Below are 23,962 nucleotides of genomic sequence, written 5' to 3'. Positions count from 1 at the left end.
ACCGGTAGTGATATCCGACTGGGACCATACGTGACAGGGGACACACTTGGGAAGAGTCAGGTTCAGTGTCACCGAACTTCAGTGTCACCGACTGCGATCAGCGGCGTCGACGATGCATGTCCGCTTTGGCGATCGAAATTTCCTCCGTCGTCAACGATCGACCGGGCAGTTCGGTCGCGGCACCCGGCGTCGAGCGGAGGCCGTCGAGCACTATCGTGAAGTACCGCCTCCAGTTGTCCGGCTCCACCGTCTTCATGAATTCCGAAGCCGCACCGATCATTCCGATGAGCGGGAACAGGTCGTTGACCTCCACGTCGGCGCGCAGCTGGCCGGAGTCACGGGCCCGCGTCACGATGCGGTCCACGTACGGGTCGATTCTCTCACGCATCTGGGTGATGCCGTTGCAGCCCTCGTCCCTGCCGAGCACGACCTCGCCGAGACCCTTGTCCGCCGACATTCCCGCGAACAGATCAGCGAGAAACAGGACGAGTCCGTCCCACGGATCGTCCGCAGCCAGAGCACTTTCCGCGGTGGCCAACATGTCCTGCATACGCTGCTCGAACACGCCGTCGATCAGCTCTTCCTTGCAGGAGAAGCGCCGATAGACCGTCCCCACACCGACTTTCGCGTGCGCCGCAACGTCGTCGAGCGTGATGTCGATTCCGCGTGAGGCGAACAGTTCGCGAGCCGCGTCCACGATTCGTCGACGGTTACGTTCCGCGTCCGCTCGCAGCGGCTTCTTGGCGCCTGTGTCGGCTCTCACACTCATTCGATGTCCGTTTCACCCGAAAAGCGGAGGACATTCCTCCGCTTAGCTGCTACCTTCGTCTCCGTAACCGGAGGGTACACCTCCGTATAGCCGATCGAAGGATGACCATGACCGCATTGTCACCGGACGACACCTCGTCGTCGACCTTGGCGACGGAGGAGACCACCGACGCCAAGGCACACCGAAATCGCTGGCTGATCCTGGCCACTCTGGGCCTCGCCCAGCTCATGGTGGTTCTCGACGCCACCGTCGTGAACATCGCACTGCCCGCCGCCCAGCTCGACCTCGGCTTCGACAACGCCAACCGCTCCTGGGTCGTCACGTCCTACGCGCTGGCTTTCGGTAGCCTCCTGCTGCTCGGCGGACGTCTGAGCGACCTGTTCGGACGCCGCAACACATTCTTGATCGGGCTCGTCGGCTTCGCCGTGATGTCCGCGGTGGGCGGAGCAGCCGTCAACTTCGGCATGCTGGTTGCCGCACGTGCAGGTCAAGGCGTATTCGGCGCCCTTCTCGCACCCGCAGCCCTCTCGCTTCTCGCCACCACGTTCATCGACCCGAAGGAGCGCGCGAAGGCGTTCGGCATCTTCGGCGCCATCGCGGGCGGCGGCGGTGCACTCGGCCTACTTCTCGGCGGAATCCTCACCGAGTGGGCCAACTGGCGCTGGAGCCTGTACATCAACCTGGTGTTCGCCGCACTCGCGTTCGTCGCAGGTTTCCTCCTGCTCGCCAAGCACAAAGCCGACGTGCGTCCGCGCCTGGACATTCCAGGAACTCTGACCGTGTCGGCGGCACTGTTCGCTATCGTCTACGGCTTCGCTCACGCCGAATCCGACGGCTGGAGCAATACCGTCACCATCGCATTCCTGGTCGCCGGAGTGGTTCTGCTCGGCGTTTTCTTCGCCATCCAGCAGCGCGTCTCGCACCCACTACTGCCGCTGCGCATCATCCTCGACCGCACACGCGCGGGTTCGTTCCTCGCCGTATTCGTTACGGGCGCAGGCATGTTCGCGGTGTTCCTGTTCCTGACCTACTACCTGCAGAACACGCTCGGGTTCACCCCGATCAGCACTGGATTCGCGTTCATGCCGATGATCGCTTCCCTCATCGTCACCGCGACGCTGTCCACGGCACTCGTGCTGCCCCGCTTCGGACCTCGCGTGCTCATGACGTCGGGACTTCTCGTCGCCGCACTGGGCATGGGACTGCTCACCCAGATCGCCGTCGACTCCGCGTATGCGACGCACATCCTTCCGGGCCTCGTCATCATGGGTCTCGGTCTGGGCGCCACGATGGCTCCGGCCATGCAGGGTGCCATCTCGGGCGTGAACCCCGACGACTCCGGTGTTGCATCGGCAACGGTCAACACCATGCAGCAGGTCGGCGGATCGATCGGTACCGCACTGCTGAGCACCATCGCGGCTACCGCGGCGACCAACTACGTCACCGACAATCTCGCGTCGGCGTCGAGCGCAGCCGCGCTCCAGGCCAACGCTGAAATCGCCAGCTACACCACGACGTTCTGGTGGGCGACGGGCATCTTCTTGCTCGGAGCCGTCATCTCCGCGATCGTCGTCAAGCCCGGTCTGCTACCCGCAGCACCCGAAGGCGCTGTCGTAGTAGGACACTGACCCGCTGTGAGTACTTGTGTAGGCCAGGGGGCTGGAGCGAATCCTCCGGAGCGACCATGAGCGCTACACAAGTACTCACGTGGTGCGGAGGAGCTTTTCTGCCGCGGCCAGAAGTACGCAGGTCGCAACGCCGTCCATCGATTTCTCCAGCTCGGAGAGCGACGGGAAGCTCGGGGCGAGGCGGATGTTGCGGTCCTCCGGGTCATTCTTGTACGGAAAGGCCGAGCCTGCGCCGGTCAGTGCGATGCCCGCGTCCTTCGCCAGTGCGATGGACCGGGCTGCCGTACCGTCCAGCACGTCGAGCGAGATGAAGTACCCGCCCTTCGGCTCGGTCCAGGAAGCGATCTTGGAGGCTCCGAGGCGATCTTCGAGAATCTGCCCGACGAGTGCGAACTTCGGCGCCAGGATCTCGCGATGCTTGTTCATGTGCGCCTTCACACCCTCTGCGTCGCCGAAGAAGCGTAGGTGGCGCAGCTGATTGAGCTTGTCCGGCCCGATGCTCTTGATACCGAGACGCTTCAGGTACCACTCGAGGTTCGCGTCGGAACTTCCGAAGAAGCTGACGCCCGCGCCTGCGAACGTGATCTTCGAGGTCGACGCGAACACGAACGGGCGATTGGGGTATCCGGCCTCGGCTGCCCATCCCAGAATGTCGTACGTAGGTGCGAATTCCGCGGTCAACGGGTGAACGACGTAGGCGTTGTCCCAGAAAATACGGAAGTCCGGAGCCGCGGCCGGGACGGACGCCAACGCGCGCACGACCTCTTCGGAGAACACCGCACCGGTCGGGTTGGAGTAGTTCGGGACCGCCCACAGGCCCTTGATCTGAGGATCAGACGACACCAGCCGCGAGATTTCCTCGACGTCAGGTCCGTCCGGGTTCATGGGGATCGGGATCATGTCGATGCCGAAGCTCTCGCAGATCGCGAAGTGACGGTCGTATCCGGGAGCCGGGCAGAGGAACCGAATATTGGGTTCAGCCGACCACGGCCGAGGTGAATCCGGCAGGCCGTGCAGCAGTGACCACACGACGAGGTCCTGCATGATCTCGAGGCTTGCGTTGTTGCCCGCGAGAAGGTTCGAGACGGGAATCCCCAGCAGTTCGCCGAAGATCGCACGCAGCTCCGGCAGGCCTGCGAGGCCGCCGTAGTTGCGGCAGTCGGTGCCGTTGCCGTCGCGGAAGTCGTCACCGGGCAGCGTCAGCAGGTCCGAGGAGAGATCGAGTTGCTCGGGCGACGGCTTGCCTCGGGTGAGATCGAGGGAAAGATTCTGGGCCTTCAGCTGCTCGTAGCTCGCTGCCTGTCGCTCGTGCTCGGCGACGAGCTCCTCATGGTTCATCAACCCGAACTGGGTTTGCGCTGACATGCGGAGCGGCCTCTCGTGATGCTGGTCCCTTGACATAAAGGGGACCCCGCGCACCCGGCAGAGCCCGTTGACCCTTGCTGCCTTCCGGCCCTGGGGGAGTTCACAGGATGCGCGCCGCGCGGGATCCAGTGAAGAGTGTAGCCGCACCTTCGCCAACGGGTGACCGGCAGGGTTCCACGACCGCCACCCGGCTCGAATACAGGCCCTGCAGACCGGCCCCGAGCAGCCGGTTTGGGATCGGACGGGGGTGACCCGGTATGCTTCCCCACGGAGGATTCGCCTAGTGGCCTATGGCGCTCGCCTGGAACGCGGGTTGGGTTAACGCCCTCAGGGGTTCAAATCCCCTATCCTCCGCGGTGAGAAAGCCCCCTGCACATGCAGGGGGCTTTCTTCGTTCACAGGTCCGCGACCATCACGTCGCGACCTGACGGGCGACAGCCCTATCGCGCCGACCAACCGCCGTCCATGGTGTAGGACGCTCCGGTGACCATGCCGGCATCCGCGGACGCCAGCCATCCGACGAGGGATCCCACTTCGGCTGGTTCGACGAGTCGTTTGACTGCACTCTCGGTCAACATGACCTTTTCCAGCACCTGATCTTCGGCGATTCCGTGCGCTGCGGCCTGATCGGCAATCTGCTTCTCCACCAGCGGTGTTCGCACGTAACCGGGGTTCACGCAGTTGCTCGTGACGCCGTGTGGGCCACCCTCCAGGGCCGTGACCTTGGACAGTCCTTCCAACGCGTGCTTGGCGGTCACGTACGCAACCTTGTATTCCGATGCACGGAGGCCGTGCACCGAGGAAACGTTGACGATTCGTCCGAACCCTCGCGAGTACATGCCGGGCAGCGCAGCTCGGATCAGCAGGAACGGAGCTTCCACCATCAGGGTCTGGATCCGCCGGAACGCGGCGGGGTCGAATTCGACGATCGATGCGACGGTCTGGATTCCCGCGTTGTTGACCAGGATGTCGGTGTCGAGGTGCAGTTCCTCGAGCGAGGCCACGTCCAGCAGGTCCACTGCCCAGGTCTCGCCGTGGAGCTCGGACGCGAGTTCCTTCGCCGCTACGTCGTCGACGTCCGCGATGGTGACGGTCGCTCCGCGCGAGGCCAGTTCGCGTGCACACGCTGCCCCGATTCCGGACGCACCACCGGTGACGAGCGCGGTGCGTCCGGTCAGGTCGGTCATCGCTTCACGTCCGGTTCGAGCAGCCCTGCCTTGGCCAGTTCGGCTTCGGTGGCCAGGTTCTTGGCGTCGGCGATGTCGATGGTCTCGAGTGCCAGGCCCTTGGTTTCGCGGGCGGCGATGACGGCGATCAACGTGACCGCGCAGGATGCCGCGAGGTACCAGGCGATCGGAACGCCCGAGCCGAAGCGGTCGAGCAACGCAACGGCGATGATCGGCGCCAACGAGCCCGCGACGATCGACGTCACCTGATAGCCGAGGGACACTCCGGAGTAACGCATACGCGTCGGGAACATCTCCGCCATGATCGCCGGCTGCGTTGCGTACATGAAGGCGTGGAACACGAGGCCGATGATGATCGCGAGCATGATGACCACGTTGTGGCCGCTGTTGAACATCGGGAAGGCGAAGAAGCCCCAGGTTCCTGCAGTGACTGCGCCGAAGAAGTAGACGGGACGGCGGCCGACGCGGTCGGCGAGCTTGCCCACCAACGGAATCACGCAGAAGTGCACGGCGTGCGCGACGAGCATCCACCACAGAATCGTCTGGGTGTCGGTACCGACCTCGACCTTGAGATACGTGATGGTGAACGTGACGACGAGGTAGTACATGACGTTCTCACCGAAACGCAGGCCCATGGCCGTGAACACGCCACGCGGGTACCGCTTGAGGACCTCGAAGACACCGTACGACGCTGCCTTGATGACCTCGGCCTGCTTCTGCGCTTCGACGAAGATCGGGGCGTCGGTGACCTTGGTGCGGATGTAGTAGCCGACGAAGACGATCACTGCGGAAAGCCAGAACGCAACGCGCCAGCCCCAACTGAGGAAGTCGTCCTCCGGCAGGACGGTGGTCAGAATGAGCAACACGACGGTGGCGAGCAGGTTTCCGGCGGGCACACCTGCCTGCGGCCAGCTGGCCCAGAATCCACGGCTCTTGTTCGGACTGTGTTCTGCGACGAGCAGAACCGCGCCACCCCATTCGCCGCCGACGGCGAAGCCCTGGATGAACCGCAGCGCGACGAGAAGTGCGGGTGCCCAGTAGCCGATCTGGTTGAACGTCGGCAGACATCCCATCAGGAACGTCGCGCCGCCGACCAGGACGAGGCTGAACTGCAGCAGCTTCTTTCGACCGTACTTGTCACCGAAGTGACCGAACACGATGCCGCCGAGCGGACGTGCGACGAAGCCGACGGCGTACGTGACGAAGGCAGCGAGGATCGCGTCGAGCTCGCTCGTCCCTGCTGCGAAGAAGATCTTGGAGAAGACCAGGGTGGCCGCGGTGCCGTACAGGAAGAACTCGTACCACTCGACGATGGTGCCCGCCATCGATGCACCGACGACCTTCTTCAGGCCGCTCGGAGTGGCGTCGGGGTCGTTCCCCGGTGATTTCGTGCGTTCTTCGACGCTCATTGCTACTCCTCGTGTTCTGGAATACGTGCGAGCCGGATTGTGACCACCACCACACATATCGGTAACGCTGAGTATCGATGCAGATCGAACAGCTCGCAATACCCAACAACGCATGTGGGATCTGCAAGAATGCACATGTGTCGCATGCTCACCCCGATCATGGTCGGCCACCCAGCGCCGACGACCTGCTGATCCTGTTGGCAGTGGGCAGAACCGGCCGGTACAACACCGCAGCGGACGACCTCGGGGTCAACCACACCACCATCTCCAGACGCATCGCCGCCCTCGAAGCAAGCCTCGGAGGCAGAGTCCTGGCCAGGTCCGGTAACGGCTGGGAACTCACCGCCCGAGGCAAGGACGCGCTCGCCGCTGCAGAGAACATCGAAGCGGCGGTCCGCTCGCTGATGGGACCGGACGACGACGCAGAAGGCGTGGTCAGAGTGTCCGCGACCGACGGCTTCAGCGCGTACGTCATCACTCCCGCCGTCGCCCGAGTCCGGCTTCGCCACCCTGGCATCGCCGTGGAGATCGTCGCGACGACGAGGCGCGCCTCGCAACAACGCTCCGGAATGGACGTCGAGATAGTCGTCGGCGAACCTCAGGTGCACCGCGCGGAGGCGATGAAGCTCAGCGACTATCACCTGGGGCTGTATGCGTCGACGAGTTATCTCGAAGCCCACGGCAGACCGGCCACTGTCGACGATCTCGCCGCTCACCCGCTGGTCTATTTCATCGACTCGATGCTGCAGGTCGACGACCTGGACATCGCCCCCGGCTTCGCGCCGCTGATGCGGGAGTCGGTGACGTCGACCAACGTGTTCGTGCACGTCGAGGCCACCCGTGCGGCCGCAGGAATAGGACTGCTCCCCTGCTTCATGGCCGATCGACACGACGATCTCGTCAGGTTGCTGCCGCACGAGGTATCCGTTCGGTTGGACTACTGGTTGGTTTCCCGAGCCGAGACATTGCGACGCCCGGAGGTCGCCCGCGTCGTCGAGGCCATCAAAGCCTCCGTACTGGACCAGCGCGATGCTCTGCTGGGGCGTGCATAGCCCCACAAGCGCGCAAGTGTCACACCGCGCCCACGCTGCCCTAGCATCGAGCTATGTCTGCCGGCCGATTCGCTCCGAGTCCGTCCGGCGATCTGCATCTCGGCAACCTCCGCACCGCACTGCTCGCGTGGCTGTTCGCGCGATCGACAGGACGACAGTTCTTGATGCGAGTCGAGGATCTCGATCGTGTCCGTGCGGGCGCAGAGGCTCGTCAGCTCGCCGATCTCCACGCCATCGGCCTCGAGTGGGACGGCCCCGTCGTTCGGCAGTCCGAGCGCACCGCGCTGTACGACGACGCCATCGCCCACCTCACCGCAACCGGAATGACCTACGAGTGCTTCTGCACGCGTCGGGAAATACAGGAAGCGGCGTCCGCACCCCACGCGCCCGACGGCGCCTATCCGGGAACCTGCCGGGATCTCACGGCCGCGGAACGGGCGTCGAAAACCAGGCCTCCCGCGGTGCGCCTGCGGGCCGACGTGACCGAGTTCTCCATTCACGACGACATACTCGGCGCGTTTCACGGACAGGTCGACGATCTCGTACTTCGCCGCGTCGACGGTGTTGCGGCCTACAACCTCGCGGTGGTGGTGGACGACGGTGAACAGGGCGTCGATCAGGTGGTCCGCGGGGACGATCTGTTGACGTCGTCACCACGTCAGGCGTACCTCGCGTCGCTGCTCGACATACCCGCGCCCACCTACGCCCACGTGCCGCTCGCCCTCAATGCGCAGGGGAAACGATTGGCGAAACGCGACGGCGCAGTGACGCTCGAGGACCAGGCAGCCCTGGGCCTCGGACCTCAGGACGTCCTGCACCTTCTGGCCCGTTCGCTCGAACTGGCAGAATCCGACGAACGAGTGTCCCCGGGCGACATTCTTCGGCGATTCGATTCACAGAAACTCCCGACGACCCCGTGGATTTTCGAGACATAACGGACTCGGCTGCTCGATTCGGCGCACTTCCGATTCGGACCTGGGGATTTCCCGTGTTTGGATGAGGCACGTGACAGCTCAGAAATCCGAAGACACGCCAGGCGCCGTTGCGCAGTTCGCGCACGTCAGCCGCGGCTACTACCCGACCATCGTGGCCTTGTTCGCCGCAACCCTGATCATCTCGAATGTGACGGCGAGCAAAGGCGTCGCGTTCTTCGGTGACAGCGAAGTATTCCTCGGCCCGTTCCAGGTGCTGCCGATCAACACCGACGGCGCATTCTTCCTCTTTCCGCTCGCGTACATCCTGGGCGACGTCCTCAGCGAGGTGTACGGCTTCAAAGCGACGCGTCGCGCGATCTACCTCGGCTTCGGGTCGATCATCCTCGCCGCCGTGTGCTTCTGGATCGCCATCGAGCTCCCCGCAGCCAGCTTCTACGAGAATCAGGAATCGCTGGAAACCGTCGTCGGCGTGGTACCGCGGCTGGTCGTTGCCGGTCTCGCGGGATACTTCGTCGGGCAGATGCTCAACGCCCTCGTCCTCGTCAAGATCAAACAGCGCACCAAGGAAAAGCACCTGTGGGCGCGACTGATCGGCTCGACAGTCGTCGGCGAATTCTTCGACACCCTGATCTTCTGCTCCATCGCCGCCGGCGTCATCGGCATCTCGACGTGGGAAGACTTCGTCAACTACGTCATCGTCGGCTTCCTCTGGAAGACCCTCGTCGAGATTCTCGTACTTCCCATCACCTACCGCGTGATCGCTTACATCAAGAAGCGCGAACCGAGCTACCAGGACTCCGTCACGGCGTAGTTCCTGCTCTGGTACATCTCACCCCTCGGGCGTGACCGAACGACACATTCGGTCACGTCCGAACTCGTCCCGCGCACCTTCCCGCGAACGCGCAGGTTGACAACTACCGTGCAACCCGCGCAGTCGGCAACAACCCGCGCGCCCAGCCCCGCCGGTGACCGAACGACACGTTCGCTCCCACAGACCGCATCGATTGAGCCATTGACAAATGGCACAATCGGTATGAGTCTGAACGAATGAAACCGTCGTACAACGCTCGTGCCGTGGTGACCGGAGCGGGCAGCGGAATAGGCCGCGCGTTTGCGCTCGAGCTCGCGAAGCGCGGTGGCGAGGTGATCTGCGCCGACATTTCCCTACCGCGTGCCGAGGACACCGCTGCTCTCATCGGCGATACAGCACATGCGGTGAAGTGCGATGTCGCTCGGCGCGAACAGGTCGAGGACCTTGCGTTGTTCACCGAACTGACCTTCGGCCGTCCGCCGACCCTCGTGATCAACAATGCGGGTGTCGGAATCGGCGGCACACCCGTCGGCGATATCGGGTTCGAGGACTGGAACTGGGCGCTGGGGATCAATCTCTGGGGAGTGATCCACGGCTGCGAAATCTTCGCGCCTGCCATGAAGGCCGTCGGCGAGGGTGGCTTCATCAATGTCGCGTCCGCGGCAGGATTCGGGGCTGCGCCACTGATGGCGCCGTACAACGTGGGCAAAGCCGGCGTCATCTCGTTGTCGGAGACCATGGCCGCCGAAGGCGTGCGCGTCACCGTGCTGTGCCCGACGTTCGTGAAGACGAATGTCGCCAAGGACGGACGAATCACCGCTGCCGGCAACAAGATCGCCGAGACACTGATGCGCACGACGGGGTTCACGCCGGAGAAGGTCGCCGTCGACACCTTGAACAAGTACGACCGCGGCCGCCTCTACGTCGTGCCGCAGATCGACGCGAAAGTCATCTGGCGTCTCAAACGCATCGCCCCCGCGCTCTACACCCGAACGCTCGGGTTGCTCGCGCGTTTCGCACCACAGGAAACCACACAGGAAGCAGGAGTCTGACATGGCATTCGACTTCGACGAGATGCTCGTCAAGATCAAGGACAAGCAGTGGGCGTTGGCCGACATCGACTGGGACGCACCGGGAGCGGAGACCATCGGCCCTGAACTCTGGACGAAGCTGAAGCCGTTCATGTCGGACCTGATGTGGATCGAGAACGTCGGCGCCCGCGGTTTCGCGGCTATGGCGAAGAAAGCTCCGACGGACACATTGAAGGAGATCTACACCTACTTCCACGCAGAGGAACAGAAACACGCCAACGCCGAACTCGCACTGATGCGGCGGTGGGGCATGCTCGACGGCGACGAGATCCCTCAGCCCAACGTGAACGTCAAACTCGTCATCGACTGGCTGGACAAGTACTCGGATCAGACGTCGCTCGCCGTCCTCGGGACCGTCATCCCGATGCTCGAGGTCGCACTCGACGGCGCACTGGTCAAGTTCATCGTCGACGAGATCGACGACCCGGTCTGCCAGGAGGTCTTCAAGAAGATCAACTCCGACGAATCACGCCATCTTGCAGTCGATTTCCAGGTCATCGAACTCCTGGGACACGCGACGATGCGAAAAATCCTGGTGGAGACCGTCGGAGCCTGGATGAATCCGTCGCTGATCGTCGGCACCCTTCGTTACATCCCACTGCTGAACAAGATGCGCGACAACATCGTGGCCATGGGTGTCGACGAGGAACGCCTGTACACCGCGATGCGCAGATTCAAGAAGGTCGGCGAAAGAAGCGAATTCCCGAAGCGTCTGCCCATGTACCGCTTCATCAGCTGGCACTCCGGCGTCGTCATCAACCGTGCGCACCCGTACCACAAGTTCGCCGACGCCCTGGTTCGAGCAACGGCCAAGTACCCGAAAAAGCTGCTGCGCCCACAGCCCACCTGGTCGAAGGAACTCACCTACGAGCCCGTCGCATGAGCGCCGAACAGCGTTCATTCCAGCAGGCTCCACTCCCGTCCCATGGGTCATTCCAGCAGGCTCCACTCCCGTCCCATGGGTCATTCCAGCAGGCTCCACTCCCGCTCGATGTAGCCGTCATCGGCGGCGGCTTCGCCGGGATCGGTACCGCAATTCGACTCAAGCAGAAACGAATCGAGAATCTTGCGATTTTCGAGCGTGGATCGGCACCTGGTGGAACATGGCGTGACAACACCTACCCAGGCGCGGCGTGTGACATCCCGTCGAGGCTGTACTCGTACAGTTTCGCCCCGAATCCGGATTGGTCGCAGACGTATTCCGGTAGCGCCGAGATCCTGAAGTACATCGAGCGGATGGTCGACGATTTCGGTCTGCGTCCATTGCTGCGGTTCGGGCACAATGTCACCGGTGTCCACTGGGACGAGGCATCGTCACTGTGGGAGGTCACGTTCGACGATCACCCCTCGGTACGTGCACGGTCTGTCGTCATGGCGTCGGGCCCGTTGGCGAACGTCAGCTTCCCGGGCATCCGCGGCCTCGACACGTACGAGGGCCACAAGATCCACAGCGCCCGTTGGGATCACGAGTTCGACTTCACCGGCAAGAAGGTGGCCGTTATCGGGACCGGGGCGTCCGGTGTCCAGATCGTGCCAGAACTGGTCAAGGTGGCGCAGTCGGTCAAGGTCTTCCAGCGCACGCCGGGCTGGGCGCTCCCCCGCACCAATCTGACCACTCGTCAGACCACCAAGGATCTGTACCGAAAGTATCCGGCTGCGCAGTCGATCGCACGCAAGGCCTGGTTCTGGGGTCACGAGTCCGTCGCCCTCGGCGTCGTCTGGAATTCTCCGCTCACCCGCGTCGTCGAAGCCGTCGGCAAGCTGCATCTGCGGCGACAGGTTCGAGATCCCTGGCTTCGACGGCAGCTCACTCCCGATTTCCGGGCCGGATGCAAACGATTGCTCATGACGAGCGAGTTCTATCCGGCGCTGCAGCGGGACAACTGCACTCTGGTGACCTGGCCGATCGCGCGTCTGGCACCCAAGGGAATTCGCACCGTCGAAGGTATCGAACATCAGGCGGACGTGATCGTCTTCGCCACCGGATTCGACGTGTCCAAGACGGGCACTCCGGTTCCCATCACCGGACGCGACGGCCGCGTGCTGGCCGACGAGTGGAGCTCGGGCGCGAAGGCCTACAAGTCCATCAGCGTCGCGGGCTACCCGAACATGTACTTCACGTTCGGCCCCAACTCAGGTCCGGGGCACAGTTCCGCGCTGGTCTACATGGAGGCTCAGATCGACTATCTCGTCGACGCCATCTCCCACGCGATCGCACGGAACTCGGTTCTCGAGGTCAGGGCGGACAGGCAACGCGAGTACAACACCGATCTGCAGCGTCGGCTGCAGCGGACGACGTGGAATTCCGGCTGCTCGAGCTGGTACCTCACCGAGGACGGTTTCAACGCGACGATGTTCCCCGGCTTCGCGAGCCAGTACGTCGGACAGCTGAAGTCGGTGAACTACGACGACTACGCCGTCACCGAGTACCGGGCGAGGGTGGCCGCCGCCCGGACGGCTACCGTGTAACCGACACAGGCAGGCTGTCGGGAGGATCACGGGTGGAATATCGGATCGACGATCTGGCCCATGCGGCCGGTACCACCACCCGGAACGTGCGCGCCTACCGTGAACGTGGCTTGTTGCCTCCTCCCGAGAAGCGTGGGCGCGTCGGAATCTACGACGACAAGCACCTGGCGCGTCTGAAGTTGATCGACATTCTGCTGCAGCGTGGTTTCACGACGTCGCACATCAGCGACTTCATCAGTGGGTGGGAGAACGGCAAGGATCTCGCGGAGGTCCTCGGGTTGCAGAATGCCGTCACCGAGCAGTGGTCCCGCCAGGACTCGGTGGAGATTCCACTGGCGCTGGTCGACGAATTCCTCGGTGAGGGCGACCAATTGGCGCGGCTCGAGGCGCTGGGCCTGGCTCGGGTCGAGGGTGAGTACTGCGTGTTCACCGACCCGGAATTGCTCGAGGGGTTCTCGTCGTTGTCGGGCCACGGCTTCACCGTCGGGCAGCTCATCGACGTCCACGAACGTATCCATGCAGCAGTCGACGGTGTCGCCAAGGACATGATCGCCACGGCGAAGCAGCACATCGTCGACCAGCACGGCGAAGGGTGGCTACCGGGCGAGACCGAGGTGGGCGCGACGGCGGACATGCTCACCCGGATGCGCGAGCTGGCCGTGTATTCGGTGAACTCGACGCTCGCCCGGGCTCTGGACGAGAACTTGCAGCGCGAGCTCGGTGATTACCTCACGGCCGCGATGCGTAGAAGCGACCGAGAAACTCGTCCTTGAATTCGTGGAATCTGTTCTGCTGGATGGATTCACGGATGTCGTCGACGAGTTTCACGGTGAATCGTTCGTTGTGGATGGTGCACAGCGTCGACGCCAGCATCTCCTTGGCCTTGAACAGGTGGTGGATGTAGGCCCGGGTGTAGTTGGCGCAGGTGTAGCAGTCGCAGTTCTCGTCGATCGGTGTGAAGTCGCGACGATGCTTGGCAGTGTTGATGTTGAATCGGCCGGTCGGTACGTAGATCGCCGCGTTGCGAGCCACACGTGAGGGGTTGACGCAGTCGAAGGTGTCCGCACCGTTCTCGATGGCGGTGAAGAAGTCGTCCGGTTCGCTGATGCCGAGCATGTGTCGCGGTTTGTGTTCGGGCAGTTCCTCGTTCACCCACCGGGTGATGGTGCCGAGGTTCTGCTTCTCGAGCGCGCCCCCGATGCCGTAGCCGTCGAACCCTCGGCCGGTCTCGCCGGTGATGGTCTCGAGGTCGTGCGCGGCCTTGCGGCGCAGATCCTCGTACTGCGCGCCCTGCACCACCCCGAACAGCGCCTGATACGGCTTCCCGACGCGCTCCGCCGTCAGCCGCTCGTGTTCGAGGACGCAGCGTCTCGCCCATGCCTGTGTGCGGTCTACCGACATCTCCTGGTAGCCGCGGGTGTTCATCAGGGTTGTCAACTCGTCGAATGCGAACATGATGTCCGCACCTAGTTGGTGTTGGATCTGCATCGACACCTCGGGAGTGAACCGGTGCCGCGATCCGTCGAGGTGCGATTTGAACGTGACTCCGTCGTCGTCGACGTGGGCGAGGCGTTCCTTTCCCTCGGCGATGACGTCGTCGGATTCGACGCGGCTCGCGTCCATCGAGATGACCTTCTTGAACCCGACACCGAGCGACATCACCTGGAAGCCGCCGCTGTCGGTGAACGTCGGACCGTCCCAGTTCATGAACTTGCCGAGGCCACCGGCTTGGTCGACGATGTCGGGCCCGGGCTGAAGGTAGAGGTGGTATGCGTTGGCGAGCACCGCCTGCGCACCGAGGTCCTTCATGGCCTCCGGCAGCACCGCTTTCACCGTCGCCTTCGTACCGACGGCGATGAAGGCGGGCGTCGCGATGTCGCCGTGGGGAGTGTGGATGGTCCCCGTACGTCCCAGGCGGTCCTCCAGCCGAGTGTCGATGCTGAAGAAGGGATCGTTCGGAGTGCTCACAGGCCCAACCCTAAACGTCCTTCCCCGGCTAGCTGAATTGAGAGGCGTACAACCGCCCGTATGCACCGCCCGCGCCGACGAGCGAGTCGTGGTCGCCCTGCTCGACGATTCGGCCGTCCTCCATCACGACGATGAGGTCCGCGTCGCGGATGGTCGAAAGCCTGTGGGCTATGACGAAGCTGGTCCTGTCGTTGCGCAGAGCGGCTGTTGCCTTCTGCACGAGCAGTTCGGTGCGAGTGTCGACAGAGCTGGTGGCCTCGTCGAGGATCAGGATCAGCGGTTTCGCCAGGAACGCGCGCGCGATGGTGATGAGCTGCTTCTCCCCGGCGCTGACGTTGTTGCCTTCCTCGTCGATGATCGTGTCGTAGCCGGCCGGCAGCGAATGCACGAACTTGTCGACGTAGCTGACGCGCGCAGCTTCGAGGATCTCCTCCTCGGTGGCGTCGGGATCTCCGTAGGCGATGTTGTCCCGGATTGTTCCACCGAACAGCCAGGTGTCCTGCAGCACCATTCCGGTGCGCTCGCGGAGTTCGTCTCGCGTCATGGAGCGGGTGTCGACGCCGTCGACGGTGATCCTGCCTGCGTCGATGTCGTAGAAGCGCATGATGAGGTTCACGAGTGTGGTCTTGCCTGCGCCTGTGGGACCCACGATGGCGACGAGGTGTCCCGGCTCCGCGACGAGTGACAGATCCTCGATGAGCGGCTGATCCTCGCGGTAGCTGAAAGACACGTTCTCGAATTCGACGCGGCCGTGGTCGGTGGCCGGCAGGGCAGGGCGGGGAGGATCGGGATCCTCGTCGTCGGCGTCGAGGAGATCGAAGATGCGTTCCGCGGACGCTACTCCGGACTGCACCAGGTTCACCATGGAACCGACCTGCGTCAGTGGCTGAGTGAACTGTCGCGAGTACTGGATGAAGGCCTGGACTTCACCGAGGCTCAGGGTGCCCGACGCCACGCGCAGTCCGCCGACGACGGCGATGATGACGTAGTTGACGTTCCCCAGGAACATGATGGCGGGCATGATCATTCCGGAGATGAACTGCGCCCGGAAGCTGGATTCGAAGAGCTTGTTGTTGCGTTCGCCGAACTCGCGCTCGACCTCGGCCTGACGCCCGAAGGCCTTCACCAGTTCGTGTCCGGTGTAGGTCTCCTCGATCTGTCCGTTCAGTTTGCCGGTGTATTTCCACTGGTTGACGAAGTGAGGTTGTGAGCGTTTGGCGATCACCGCGGTGACGAGGAACGACGCCGGAACCGTCAGCAGGGCAACGAGTGCCAGCAGCGGCGAGATCCAGATCATCATGCCGAGGATGCCGACGACGGTCAGGATGCCGGTGATCAGCTGGCTCAGGGTCTGCTGCAGGCTGGTCGAGACGTTGTCGACGTCGTTGGTGACTCGGCTGAGCAGTTCTCCTCGGGTGTGAGAGTCGAAGTACTTCAGTGGAAGCCGATGAATCTTCCGTTCGACGCTGCCGCGAAGGTTGCGGATGGTGCGCTGTAACGCGATGTTCAGGATGTAGCCCTGAGCCCACGCCAACAAGGCCGAGACCAGGTACAACGCAAGCACGAACAACAGGACGTTTCCGACGGCGGAGAAATCGATGCCGATGCCTGGGGTGACGTCCATTCCGTTCACCAGATCAGCGAACGTGTCCTGCCCTTGCGCGCGTAGGTCTTCCACCGCCTGCGCTTTGGATTGTCCGGGCTCGAGCTGACCACCGATCACACCGTTGAAGATCAGGTTGGTCGCGTGCCCGAGGATCGTCGGCGACGCCACCGACAGCACGACGCTGGAGGCCGCGAAGACGAGCATGATGGACAGCAGCATCTTCTCGGGAGCGAGCAGGCCGACCATGCGTTTGAGCGACGGCTTGAAGTTCTTCGCTCTCGTTCCCGGCACAACCGTTTTGCCCGGTTTCGCCGGCGCAACCGGTGCGTTCGGGGGTCCGGGTGCGGGCTGGCTCGTAGGAGGGACCGACCGCGTCATGACGCAGCCACCGCGTGCTGGGAGTCGACGATCTCCGCGTACGTCGGGCACGTGGCGATGAGCTCGTCGTGTGTTCCGAGTCCGACGGGTTGCCCGTCGTCGAGTACGAGGATCTGGTCGGCGTCGATGATGGTGGAGACTCGTTGGGCGACAACGATCATGCAGGCGTCCTTCATGACCGGCTTCAGCGCGGCTCGGAGTTTGGAGTCGGTGGTCAGGTCCAGCGCGGAGAACGAATCGTCGAACAGGTAGATGCTCGGTCTACGAACCAACGCTCGCGCGATTGCCAGGCGTTGACGTTGACCTCCGGAGACCGTGGTGCCGCCCTGAGATACCTCGGTTTCGAGGCCCTCCGGCATCTTGCGAACGAAGTCTGCTCCCTGCGCGATCTCCAGTGCTTCCCAGAGTTCGTCGTCGGTGGCGTCGGCTTTGCCGTAGCGGAGATTGGATCCGATGGTGCCGGAGAAGAGGAAGGGCTTCTGCGGGATCAGGCCGATTTCCTGCCGGAGAGCGTCGATGTCCAGGTCTCGAATATCGGTGCCGCCGACGAGAACCTGACCGGCGGTGACGTCGATGAGCCGTGGAACGAGGTTGATCAGAGTGGACTTGCCGGACCCGGTTCCGCCGATGATCGCGGTCACCTTGCCAGGTTCCGCCTTGAAGTTCACGCCGCACAGTACCGGGAACTCGGCTCCTGGGTAGGCGAACTCGGCGTTCCGCATCTCGACGATTCCGGGTGCGGTCGCGAACGGTTTCGGCTGGGCGGGCAGGACGACGGAGGACTCGGTCGACAGGACTTGGCTGATGCGGTCGGCGCAGACCGAGGCGCGGGGCACCATCATGGCGATGAACGACGCCATCATGACCGACATCAGGATGAGCATGATGTAGCTGAGCAGCGCGGTCAGTGCGCCGATTTCCATGGTGCCGTTGTTGATCGCGTGCCCGCCGAACCAGATGACGGCGACGCTGGTGACGTTGGAGATCAGCATGACCGTCGGGAACATCAACGCCATCAGGCGGCCGACATGCAGCGCGGCGGCCGTGAGTGAATCGTTCGCGACGCCGAACCTGTCGATTTCCTTGCGTTCGCGGACGAAGGCCCGGACCACACGGATGCCGGTGATCTGCTCACGGAGTACACGATTGACCGCGTCGATCCGCACCTGCATGGCGCGGAAACCCGGAACCATTCTCGCGACGATCAAGCCCATGGCGATGGCGAGTCCAGGTACGGCGATGAGCAGAATCCAGGACAGGCCGATGTCTTCGCGCAACGCCATCACGACGCCGCCGATGCACATGATCGGCGCCATCACCACGATGGTGAAGCCCATGACGATCAGAAGCTGAATCTGTTGAACGTCGTTGGTGTTGCGAGTGATCAGCGAGGGTGCACCGAACTGACCGACCTCCCGGGCCGAGAACGTGCCGACGCGGTGCAGGATGGCGCCGCGCAGGTCTCGGCCTGCGCCCATCGCGGCCTTGGCCCCGATGAGCACCGCCGCGACCGAACACACGATCTGCACCAGCGACACGAGCAACATCCAGCCACCGGTGGAGAGGATGTAGCCCGTGTCGCCGCGCGTGACGCCGTTGTCGATGATGTCGGCGTTGAGGCTGGGCAGGTACAGCGACGCGGCCGTGGCCACGAGCTGTAGGGTGACCAACCCCGCGATCGCCCCTTTGTAGGGGGCGAGGAACGTCTTGAGAAGCGGGATCAGCATGATGGCCGAAGATTACTCGTACACATGGGTAACAGTCTCCACATTTCTACCGGTGGACTTCAATCTTCGGCCATCTGGCCAGGTCAGGACTTCGGGGTCGCCTTCTGCAACTTGGCACCCTCGATGTCCACGTCGGGCAGGATCTTGTCCAGCCACTTCGGCAACCACCACGCCTTGTCGCCGAGCAGCGCCATCACCGACGGGATGATGACCATGCGGACGACGAACGCGTCGAAGAACACTGCAGCGGCCAGCGCGAACCCGATCGACTTGATGAACGAGTCGGGCTCGGCCATGAACGCAGCGAACACCGAGATCATGATGACCGCTGCCGACGTCACCACACGGGCGCCGTACTTGAACCCGTTGACGACGGCGTCCTTCGCGGGAGTGCCGTGGACGAACTCCTCGCGCATTCGCGACACCAGGAACACCTGATAATCCATCGCGAGTCCGAAGACGACGCCGATGAGGAAGATCGGCATGAAGCTGACGATCGGCTGCGGGTTGCTGATCAGCCCCAGCCCGCCTTCCTGGAAGATGAACACCGTCGCACCGAACGTCGCCAGGACGCTGAGCAAGAATCCGAGTGTCGCGGTCAGCGGCACCAGGATCGACCGGAACACCACCATCAGCAGTACGAACGCCAGGCCGACGACCACGGCGAGGTACGGCACGAGTGCATCCTGCAGACGCTCGGACACATCGAGCTCGAGCGCTGTCTGACCGGTCACGCCGTACGACACGCCGTCGGTCTCGGCGAAGCCCGGCTCTGCCGCGCGAAGGTTCGCAACGAGGTCCTTCGTCGCGTCACTGTTGGGCGAACTGTTCGGCGTGACGAGGATCTGTGCGGTGTCACCTGCCGGATTGACCGCTACGATCTGCGCGTTCACGACGTCGTCTTCTTCGTAGATCGACTCGATGACTTTGCCGAATCCAGCGGTGCGATCCGCTTCCGGCGCCGCGGAAGCGTCGGCGATGACGAGGAGCGGTCCGTTGCGGCCGGGTCCGAATCCCTCGTCGACCAGGTCGTACGCCTTGCGGACGGATGTCGACGGGTCCGAGGTGGCGATGCTGGGCAGCGCCAGCGACAGTCCGGTCGTCGGGCCTGCGATGACGGCGAGCAGTACGACGCCGCCGATCAGACCGATCGCGGGACGCTTGACCAGCGCACGTGCCCAGCGGAGACCGTTGGTGGGCGCTGCGTTCGGGTCCTCGGGATCGGTTGTGTTGACGAACTTGATCTTGCCGCCGAACGCCTTGCCCTTGAAGACACCCAGCAACGCGGGCAGGAACGTCAGCGCGATCAGGACTGCGACGAACACTGCGAAGCCGGCTGCGTAACCCATCTGCGACAGGAACGGGATACCGACGACACGCAGTGCGACCAGTGCGATGAGCACCGTAGCGCCGGCGAACACAACAGCGGATCCTGCGGTCCCCACCGACCGTCCGACGGCTTCCTCACGGTCGTCGGTGAGCGTGAGCTCGTGCCTGTACCTGGCGAGAATGAAGAGGGAGTAGTCGATCGCGACGGCCAAACCGATCATGATCGCGAGAATCGGCGTGAAGGTCGAGAGATCGGCGAAGCCCGACGCCGTGGTGATGGCGAGACTGCTGATACCGATGCCGACGATCGCGGTGATCAGCGGAAGGCTGGCTGCGGCTGCGGACCCGAACATGATGAGCAGTACGACGGCTGCGACAGCGAGACCCACGAGCTCGGACGTGCCACCCGGTGGCGACGCATCCTGGGCGACGCTGCCGCCCAGCTCGACGGTCAATCCGGCGTCACGTGCAGGCTGAGCAGCCTCGTCGAGCGAGGTGCGCAGATCCTCCGTGACGTCGGCGAGCTCGACGGACAGCGGAACTTCGAGCGTGCCGATGTTGCCGTTCGGGCTCAGCGGCGACAGTGCAGCCGCGTTGGCTGCGGCGGTGTCGGCAGGGGTTCCGTCCTGCTCGGCCAGCGAACTGTACTGCTCGACGATGGCGGTGTTGCCCGCGACCGGGTTGGCGAGCGGTTGCGCCCCGCCGGGCTTGGCGGCGGCGTCGACGTCGGCGATCTGGTCGATGTCCGCGATGGTCGCGTCGATCGCGGCGGTGTACGCCGGAGTGTCGAGGGTTTCACCGTCCGGAGCTTTGAAGACGTACTGAGCCGATACTGCGGTCAGGGGATCTTCGGCGTTGCCGAACCGCTCGCTCTGCAGGTCGAGCGCCTCCTGCGCGGGCGTGCCGGGGATGTTGAACGAGTTGGCCGTCGGGCCGGACAGAGTGGCGGCGCCGACGCCTGCCAGTACGAGAATCGCCAGCCATAGGGCGAGGACAATGCCTTTTCGTCGGAAGGCGAACTTACCGACTCGATAGAGAAATGTTGCCACGGGTCAGCTCCTGAAGTCTGTGTTCGGTGCGCTGGTTTTCGTTTCGCGAGGGTCCGGAAGCCCGGCCTGCAGTTGGTCGAATGCGTCTTCGACGAGCTGTTTCGGCGAAAGGTCTCCTTCAGGGTCGGCGGTCCAAATCGTCAAGGCAGCTGTGACGGCATTGCCGACGGCAGCTTGGAGAAGGTTCGGGTACAGGTCACGGTCGATGTCCGTACCGGTACGCGCGGCAATTGCTTCGCCGAGAACTCGAACCAGCGAGTGGTGAACTTCGAGCTTCCGCGCCATGACGCTCGGCGTCGCCTCGATGAGTTGTGCGACGGCGAAGGTCTCCGCGAGGTCTTTTTCCGGATCGGACACCACCGACACTGCGACGTGCCTCATCGCGTCCCAGATGGGCTCGTCGGCAGGTCGGTCCCGAAGCATCTCGAACCATTCGAGCGCCGAAGCCTCGATGTGATGCAGAACGGCTTCTTCTTTGTTGGCGAAGTAGTTGTGGAAGGTCCGCGTCGACACACCCGCCTCGGCGGCGATGGCGTCGGCCGTGACAGCGTCGAGTCCGCGAGCTTTGGCGAGTTGGACTGCTGCGAGGCCAAGGGCGTCGCGCGTGGCAGCCTTCTTCAGATCACGAAGGCCAGTGGGGGGAACAGTCACGAACTCCAAGATACGGAAGTTGCAGAGTTCTGCACTATTGCAGAGAGCTGCAAGTTTGACGATTCAGTCACACCCCAGACTTCCAGGTGCGCCAGATCACACCCTTGCGGCACTGGAAATGTAGGCCCTGGGCCAGAAGCGGAGCCTGCGCAGCGACCAGAAGACGCGACATTTCCACTCGCAGCGAATCAGCGCCGCGCCCAGGCCGCCGGGTCGGCAGTCAGCTCGAACACGAACGCCGGAACATCGTCGGCAACGATCTCCGCCAGCGACACTTCCTCCAACACCGCGCGCATGTTCGCCCGCACCGCCAGCCACACCAGCTGCAACGGCTTCGCGGGGCCCGGGTAGTCGACATCCTCCGGACGCTGCCCGCGCACCGACGCCAGCGGGCCCTCCACCGCCCTGATCACATCCGCAACAGAAATCTCCGACGCCGGTCGGGCAAGCCAGTACCCTCCGTCGGGCCCTCTCCGGCTGCGCACCAGATCAGCCCGCCGAAGATCCGACAACACGGACTCCAGAAACTTGTGCGGAATCTTCTGCGCACCCGCCAGCGCCTCAGCCTTCCCCGGAACCCCATCCGCGGCCGCCAGCTCCAGCAAAGTCCGCACGGCATAGTCCGCCTTGGCGGTAATGTGCACAGCAATCTCCTCGGCCGACGAATGGTCCCTAATTCCTACCATTCGAATAGGAAATAGGCGAATCCCGGTCCACCCCGGACCGAACGTCCCGTTCGGCTACGACGGTTGCGCAGCCTGCAACCGATGGGGCGGCAGTGAGCGCCTTCACTCCGATCCGGCTTCCCCACACCACCGTTCTGCCGTCGGACCATCTTGTTAATCGAAATGCAATCAAAGATATTTCGGCGTAACATCACGGAAATGAATTGCAGGATCTTCCGCAATTCTTGTACCTGATTCTAGGTACGACGACAATTACCCATTAGCGGGAATAGCCGATATTCGGTAGTCGAGTGTTGACTCTCATTCATGAATTTGAGCGTCACCTGCAGCCCTCGCGAACCGGAACTTCGGCTGACCTCGATAGCGAAAAGCTTCGGCGCTACAGTCGCTTTGGAGGAAGTCGACGTCCATTTCGAGGCAGGGACTGTCACCGCACTGACAGGCGAGAACGGTTCTGGCAAATCCACGATTGCAAAGATCCTCGGCGGCATGACGTCGCCGGATTCCGGCGAGATCGCGATTCGCGGCAAGGTCGAACGCATTCCGAATGCGAAGGTTGCGCGCATGCACGGGGTTGCGCTGATCAGTCAGGAATTGACTCTCGCCGACGAGCTGACCGTGGCCGAGAACATGTTCATGGGACGCCTTCCTCGTGGTCGGTGGGGTGCATTGTCGTGGAAGTCCATGAACGCGGATGCGGCGCGGGTCCTCGCTTCCTACGGCATGGAGATCGACCCCAGGACAAGGGTGGGTTCGCTTCCGTTGGAGACCCGGCAGGAGGTCGAGATCGCACGTGCTCTGGCCACCGACCCCCGCGTCCTGATCCTCGACGAAGCCACTAGTTCCCTGTCCGAGGCGGCTGCAGATCGTCTGTTGCGATTGGTGGAGCTGCGACGCGAGATGGGGACCGCCGTCGTCATGATCACTCATCGGATGAAAGAGATCTATCGTGTGGCCGACCGCGCTGCTGTACTCCGCGACGGACACATAGTCGCCACCGTTCCGATTCCGTCGACAGGCGAGGACGAGCTCGTGCGCCTGATGGTGGGGAGGGAACTGGGTGATTACTACGATTTGCGTACTCACGCTATCGGCGAGTCCCCCGTTCTCGGCGTAGCCGGCCTGTCTGTTTCCTCGACGGGCCTGGGTCCCGTCGACCTCACTGTGCATCGCGGTGAAATTGTCGGCGTCGCAGGACTTTCTGGATCCGGCAAGGAGTCCCTCGGTCATGCTCTAGGCGGTGCAGTGCCTGCCGAAGGGTCGGTAAAGGTCGCGGGCGAAACAGTCGAACTCGGCCGACCGGATCGCATACTTCGCGGTGGACTCGGTTTCGTCCCCGAGGACCGTAAGGCGATGGCTTTGTTACTCGGCCGCTCGGTATCGGACAATCTCGCCCTGGCGTGGTCGAGCACGATCTTCACTCGCGGACTGCGCCGGCGAGGACGCGAAAAGCATCTCGTCGACGATGCCATGTCCCGGTACGATATCCGCGCCGAATCGGCACAACTCGCGGTCGGATCATTGTCTGGCGGCAACCAGCAGAAGATCACGATCGGCCGACTGTTCGAATTGGATCTACCCGTCTACGTGATGAGTGAGCCGACACGCGGTATCGACGTCGGCGCAAAGAGCGCGATTTACTCATTGCTTCGACAGCAGACCGCCAAAGGTGCAGGTGTGCTGTTCATTTCGTCCGAGCTGAACGAGCTGTGCGGCGTCTGCGACCGCGTACTCGTGATGTACCAGGGCCGAATGGTCGCCGAGTTGACAGGCGACGACATCGAGGAACATTCGATCAACCAGGCGGCTGTCACCGGCCGGACCGTTCATACGGCTGCCTGACAGTCCACAC

General features: G+C 63.2%; 19 protein-coding genes, 1 tRNA gene and 1 other RNA gene. 10 read left to right on the top strand and 11 right to left on the bottom strand.

The window, feature by feature from the left end:
- Positions 1 to 97: 97 nt before the first annotated feature.
- Positions 98 to 769, bottom strand: a complete 672-nt coding sequence (locus CH293_RS12950) for a TetR/AcrR family transcriptional regulator (RefSeq protein WP_037108328.1) — start codon at positions 767 to 769, stop codon at positions 98 to 100.
- Between the two features lie 107 nt (positions 770 to 876).
- Between CH293_RS12950 and CH293_RS12945 the strand changes: the two genes are divergently transcribed.
- Complete coding sequence (locus tag CH293_RS12945; protein WP_080732925.1) at positions 877 to 2,397, top strand: DHA2 family efflux MFS transporter permease subunit; 1,521 nt, start codon at positions 877 to 879, stop codon at positions 2,395 to 2,397.
- 75 nt (positions 2,398 to 2,472) lie between these two features.
- Here the strand turns inward: CH293_RS12945 and CH293_RS12940 are convergent, their stop codons facing one another.
- The gene (locus CH293_RS12940) at positions 2,473 to 3,762 is read right to left on the bottom strand and encodes an aminotransferase class I/II-fold pyridoxal phosphate-dependent enzyme (RefSeq protein ID WP_037108323.1); all 1,290 of its coding nucleotides are present in this window, start codon (positions 3,760 to 3,762) and stop codon (positions 2,473 to 2,475) included.
- 35 nt (positions 3,763 to 3,797) lie between these two features.
- Positions 3,798 to 3,892, bottom strand: an RNA gene (gene ffs / locus CH293_RS12935) — signal recognition particle sRNA small type.
- 139 nt (positions 3,893 to 4,031) lie between these two features.
- Here ffs and CH293_RS12930 point away from each other — a divergent pair.
- A tRNA-Ser gene (locus CH293_RS12930) sits at positions 4,032 to 4,116 on the top strand.
- Between the two features lie 86 nt (positions 4,117 to 4,202).
- On the opposite strand, the gene CH293_RS12925 is transcribed toward CH293_RS12930, so the two are convergent.
- Positions 4,203 to 4,949 carry a 3-hydroxybutyrate dehydrogenase gene (locus CH293_RS12925; RefSeq protein ID WP_094720451.1) on the bottom strand — a complete coding sequence of 249 codons (747 nt, stop codon included), beginning with the start codon at positions 4,947 to 4,949 and terminating at the stop codon, positions 4,203 to 4,205.
- Positions 4,946 to 6,358 (bottom strand): MFS transporter, encoded by a 1,413-nt coding sequence (locus CH293_RS12920; RefSeq protein ID WP_094720450.1) that lies wholly within the window; start codon positions 6,356 to 6,358, stop codon positions 4,946 to 4,948. Before CH293_RS12920 ends, CH293_RS12925 begins: the two co-directional genes overlap by 4 nt.
- 77 nt (positions 6,359 to 6,435) lie before the next feature.
- On the opposite strand from CH293_RS12920, the gene CH293_RS12915 reads away from it, so the two are divergent.
- The 7 genes from CH293_RS12915 to CH293_RS12885 all read left to right on the top strand — a co-directional run bounded on the left by CH293_RS12915 (position 6,436) and on the right by CH293_RS12885 (position 13,489).
- Positions 6,436 to 7,410 (top strand): LysR family transcriptional regulator, encoded by a 975-nt coding sequence (locus CH293_RS12915; protein WP_094720449.1) that lies wholly within the window; start codon positions 6,436 to 6,438, stop codon positions 7,408 to 7,410.
- 53 nt (positions 7,411 to 7,463) lie between these two features.
- Positions 7,464 to 8,345 (top strand): tRNA glutamyl-Q(34) synthetase GluQRS, encoded by an 882-nt coding sequence (gluQRS, locus tag CH293_RS12910; RefSeq protein ID WP_094720448.1) that lies wholly within the window; start codon positions 7,464 to 7,466, stop codon positions 8,343 to 8,345.
- A gap of 61 nt (positions 8,346 to 8,406) precedes the next feature.
- Positions 8,407 to 9,156 (top strand): queuosine precursor transporter, encoded by a 750-nt coding sequence (locus CH293_RS12905; RefSeq protein ID WP_094653377.1) that lies wholly within the window; start codon positions 8,407 to 8,409, stop codon positions 9,154 to 9,156.
- A 236-nt stretch (positions 9,157 to 9,392) separates the two neighbouring features.
- Positions 9,393 to 10,208 carry an SDR family oxidoreductase gene (locus CH293_RS12900; RefSeq protein ID WP_037108183.1) on the top strand — a complete coding sequence of 272 codons (816 nt, stop codon included), beginning with the start codon at positions 9,393 to 9,395 and terminating at the stop codon, positions 10,206 to 10,208.
- A gap of 1 nt (position 10,209) precedes the next feature.
- Positions 10,210 to 11,130, top strand: coding sequence for a reductase (locus CH293_RS12895; RefSeq protein ID WP_094720447.1), 921 nt, complete (start codon positions 10,210 to 10,212; stop codon positions 11,128 to 11,130).
- Positions 11,127 to 12,716, top strand: coding sequence for an NAD(P)/FAD-dependent oxidoreductase (locus tag CH293_RS12890; protein ID WP_094720446.1), 1,590 nt, complete (start codon positions 11,127 to 11,129; stop codon positions 12,714 to 12,716). The genes CH293_RS12895 and CH293_RS12890 overlap by 4 nt, the downstream gene beginning before the upstream one ends.
- A gap of 32 nt (positions 12,717 to 12,748) precedes the next feature.
- Positions 12,749 to 13,489, top strand: a complete 741-nt coding sequence (locus tag CH293_RS12885; protein WP_037108175.1) for a MerR family transcriptional regulator — start codon at positions 12,749 to 12,751, stop codon at positions 13,487 to 13,489.
- On the opposite strand, the gene tgt is transcribed toward CH293_RS12885, so the two are convergent.
- The 6 genes from tgt to CH293_RS12855 all read right to left on the bottom strand — a co-directional run bounded on the left by tgt (position 13,446) and on the right by CH293_RS12855 (position 22,068).
- Positions 13,446 to 14,684, bottom strand: coding sequence for a tRNA guanosine(34) transglycosylase Tgt (gene tgt, locus CH293_RS12880; RefSeq protein WP_094720445.1), 1,239 nt, complete (start codon positions 14,682 to 14,684; stop codon positions 13,446 to 13,448). The genes CH293_RS12885 and tgt overlap by 44 nt on opposite strands.
- A gap of 28 nt (positions 14,685 to 14,712) precedes the next feature.
- The gene (locus tag CH293_RS12875) at positions 14,713 to 16,668 is read right to left on the bottom strand and encodes an ABC transporter ATP-binding protein (protein ID WP_094720444.1); all 1,956 of its coding nucleotides are present in this window, start codon (positions 16,666 to 16,668) and stop codon (positions 14,713 to 14,715) included.
- Entirely contained in the window at positions 16,665 to 18,395 is a 1,731-nt protein-coding gene (locus tag CH293_RS12870) for an ABC transporter ATP-binding protein (protein WP_037108167.1), read from the bottom strand. Before CH293_RS12870 ends, CH293_RS12875 begins: the two co-directional genes overlap by 4 nt.
- Before the next feature lie 83 nt (positions 18,396 to 18,478).
- On the bottom strand, positions 18,479 to 20,773 hold the full coding sequence (locus CH293_RS12865; RefSeq protein WP_094720443.1) for an MMPL family transporter: 2,295 nt from the start codon (positions 20,771 to 20,773) through the stop codon (positions 18,479 to 18,481).
- Between the two features lie 3 nt (positions 20,774 to 20,776).
- Positions 20,777 to 21,433 carry a TetR/AcrR family transcriptional regulator gene (locus tag CH293_RS12860; RefSeq protein WP_037108162.1) on the bottom strand — a complete coding sequence of 219 codons (657 nt, stop codon included), beginning with the start codon at positions 21,431 to 21,433 and terminating at the stop codon, positions 20,777 to 20,779.
- Positions 21,434 to 21,612: 179 nt separating this feature from the next.
- Complete coding sequence (locus CH293_RS12855; RefSeq protein ID WP_026347383.1) at positions 21,613 to 22,068, bottom strand: Rrf2 family transcriptional regulator; 456 nt, start codon at positions 22,066 to 22,068, stop codon at positions 21,613 to 21,615.
- 348 nt (positions 22,069 to 22,416) lie between these two features.
- Here CH293_RS12855 and CH293_RS12850 point away from each other — a divergent pair, with 348 nt between their 5' ends.
- Entirely contained in the window at positions 22,417 to 23,952 is a 1,536-nt protein-coding gene (locus CH293_RS12850; RefSeq protein ID WP_094720442.1) for a sugar ABC transporter ATP-binding protein, read from the top strand.
- Positions 23,953 to 23,962 lie beyond the last annotated feature (10 nt).

It is taken from the genome of Rhodococcus sp. 14-2470-1b (assembly GCF_002259415.1).
Taxonomy (GTDB): Bacteria; Actinomycetota; Actinomycetes; order Mycobacteriales; family Mycobacteriaceae; genus Rhodococcoides.
The sequence above is the reverse complement of the archived record's forward strand: the minus strand, read 5'-3'. Positions and strand labels throughout refer to the sequence as shown.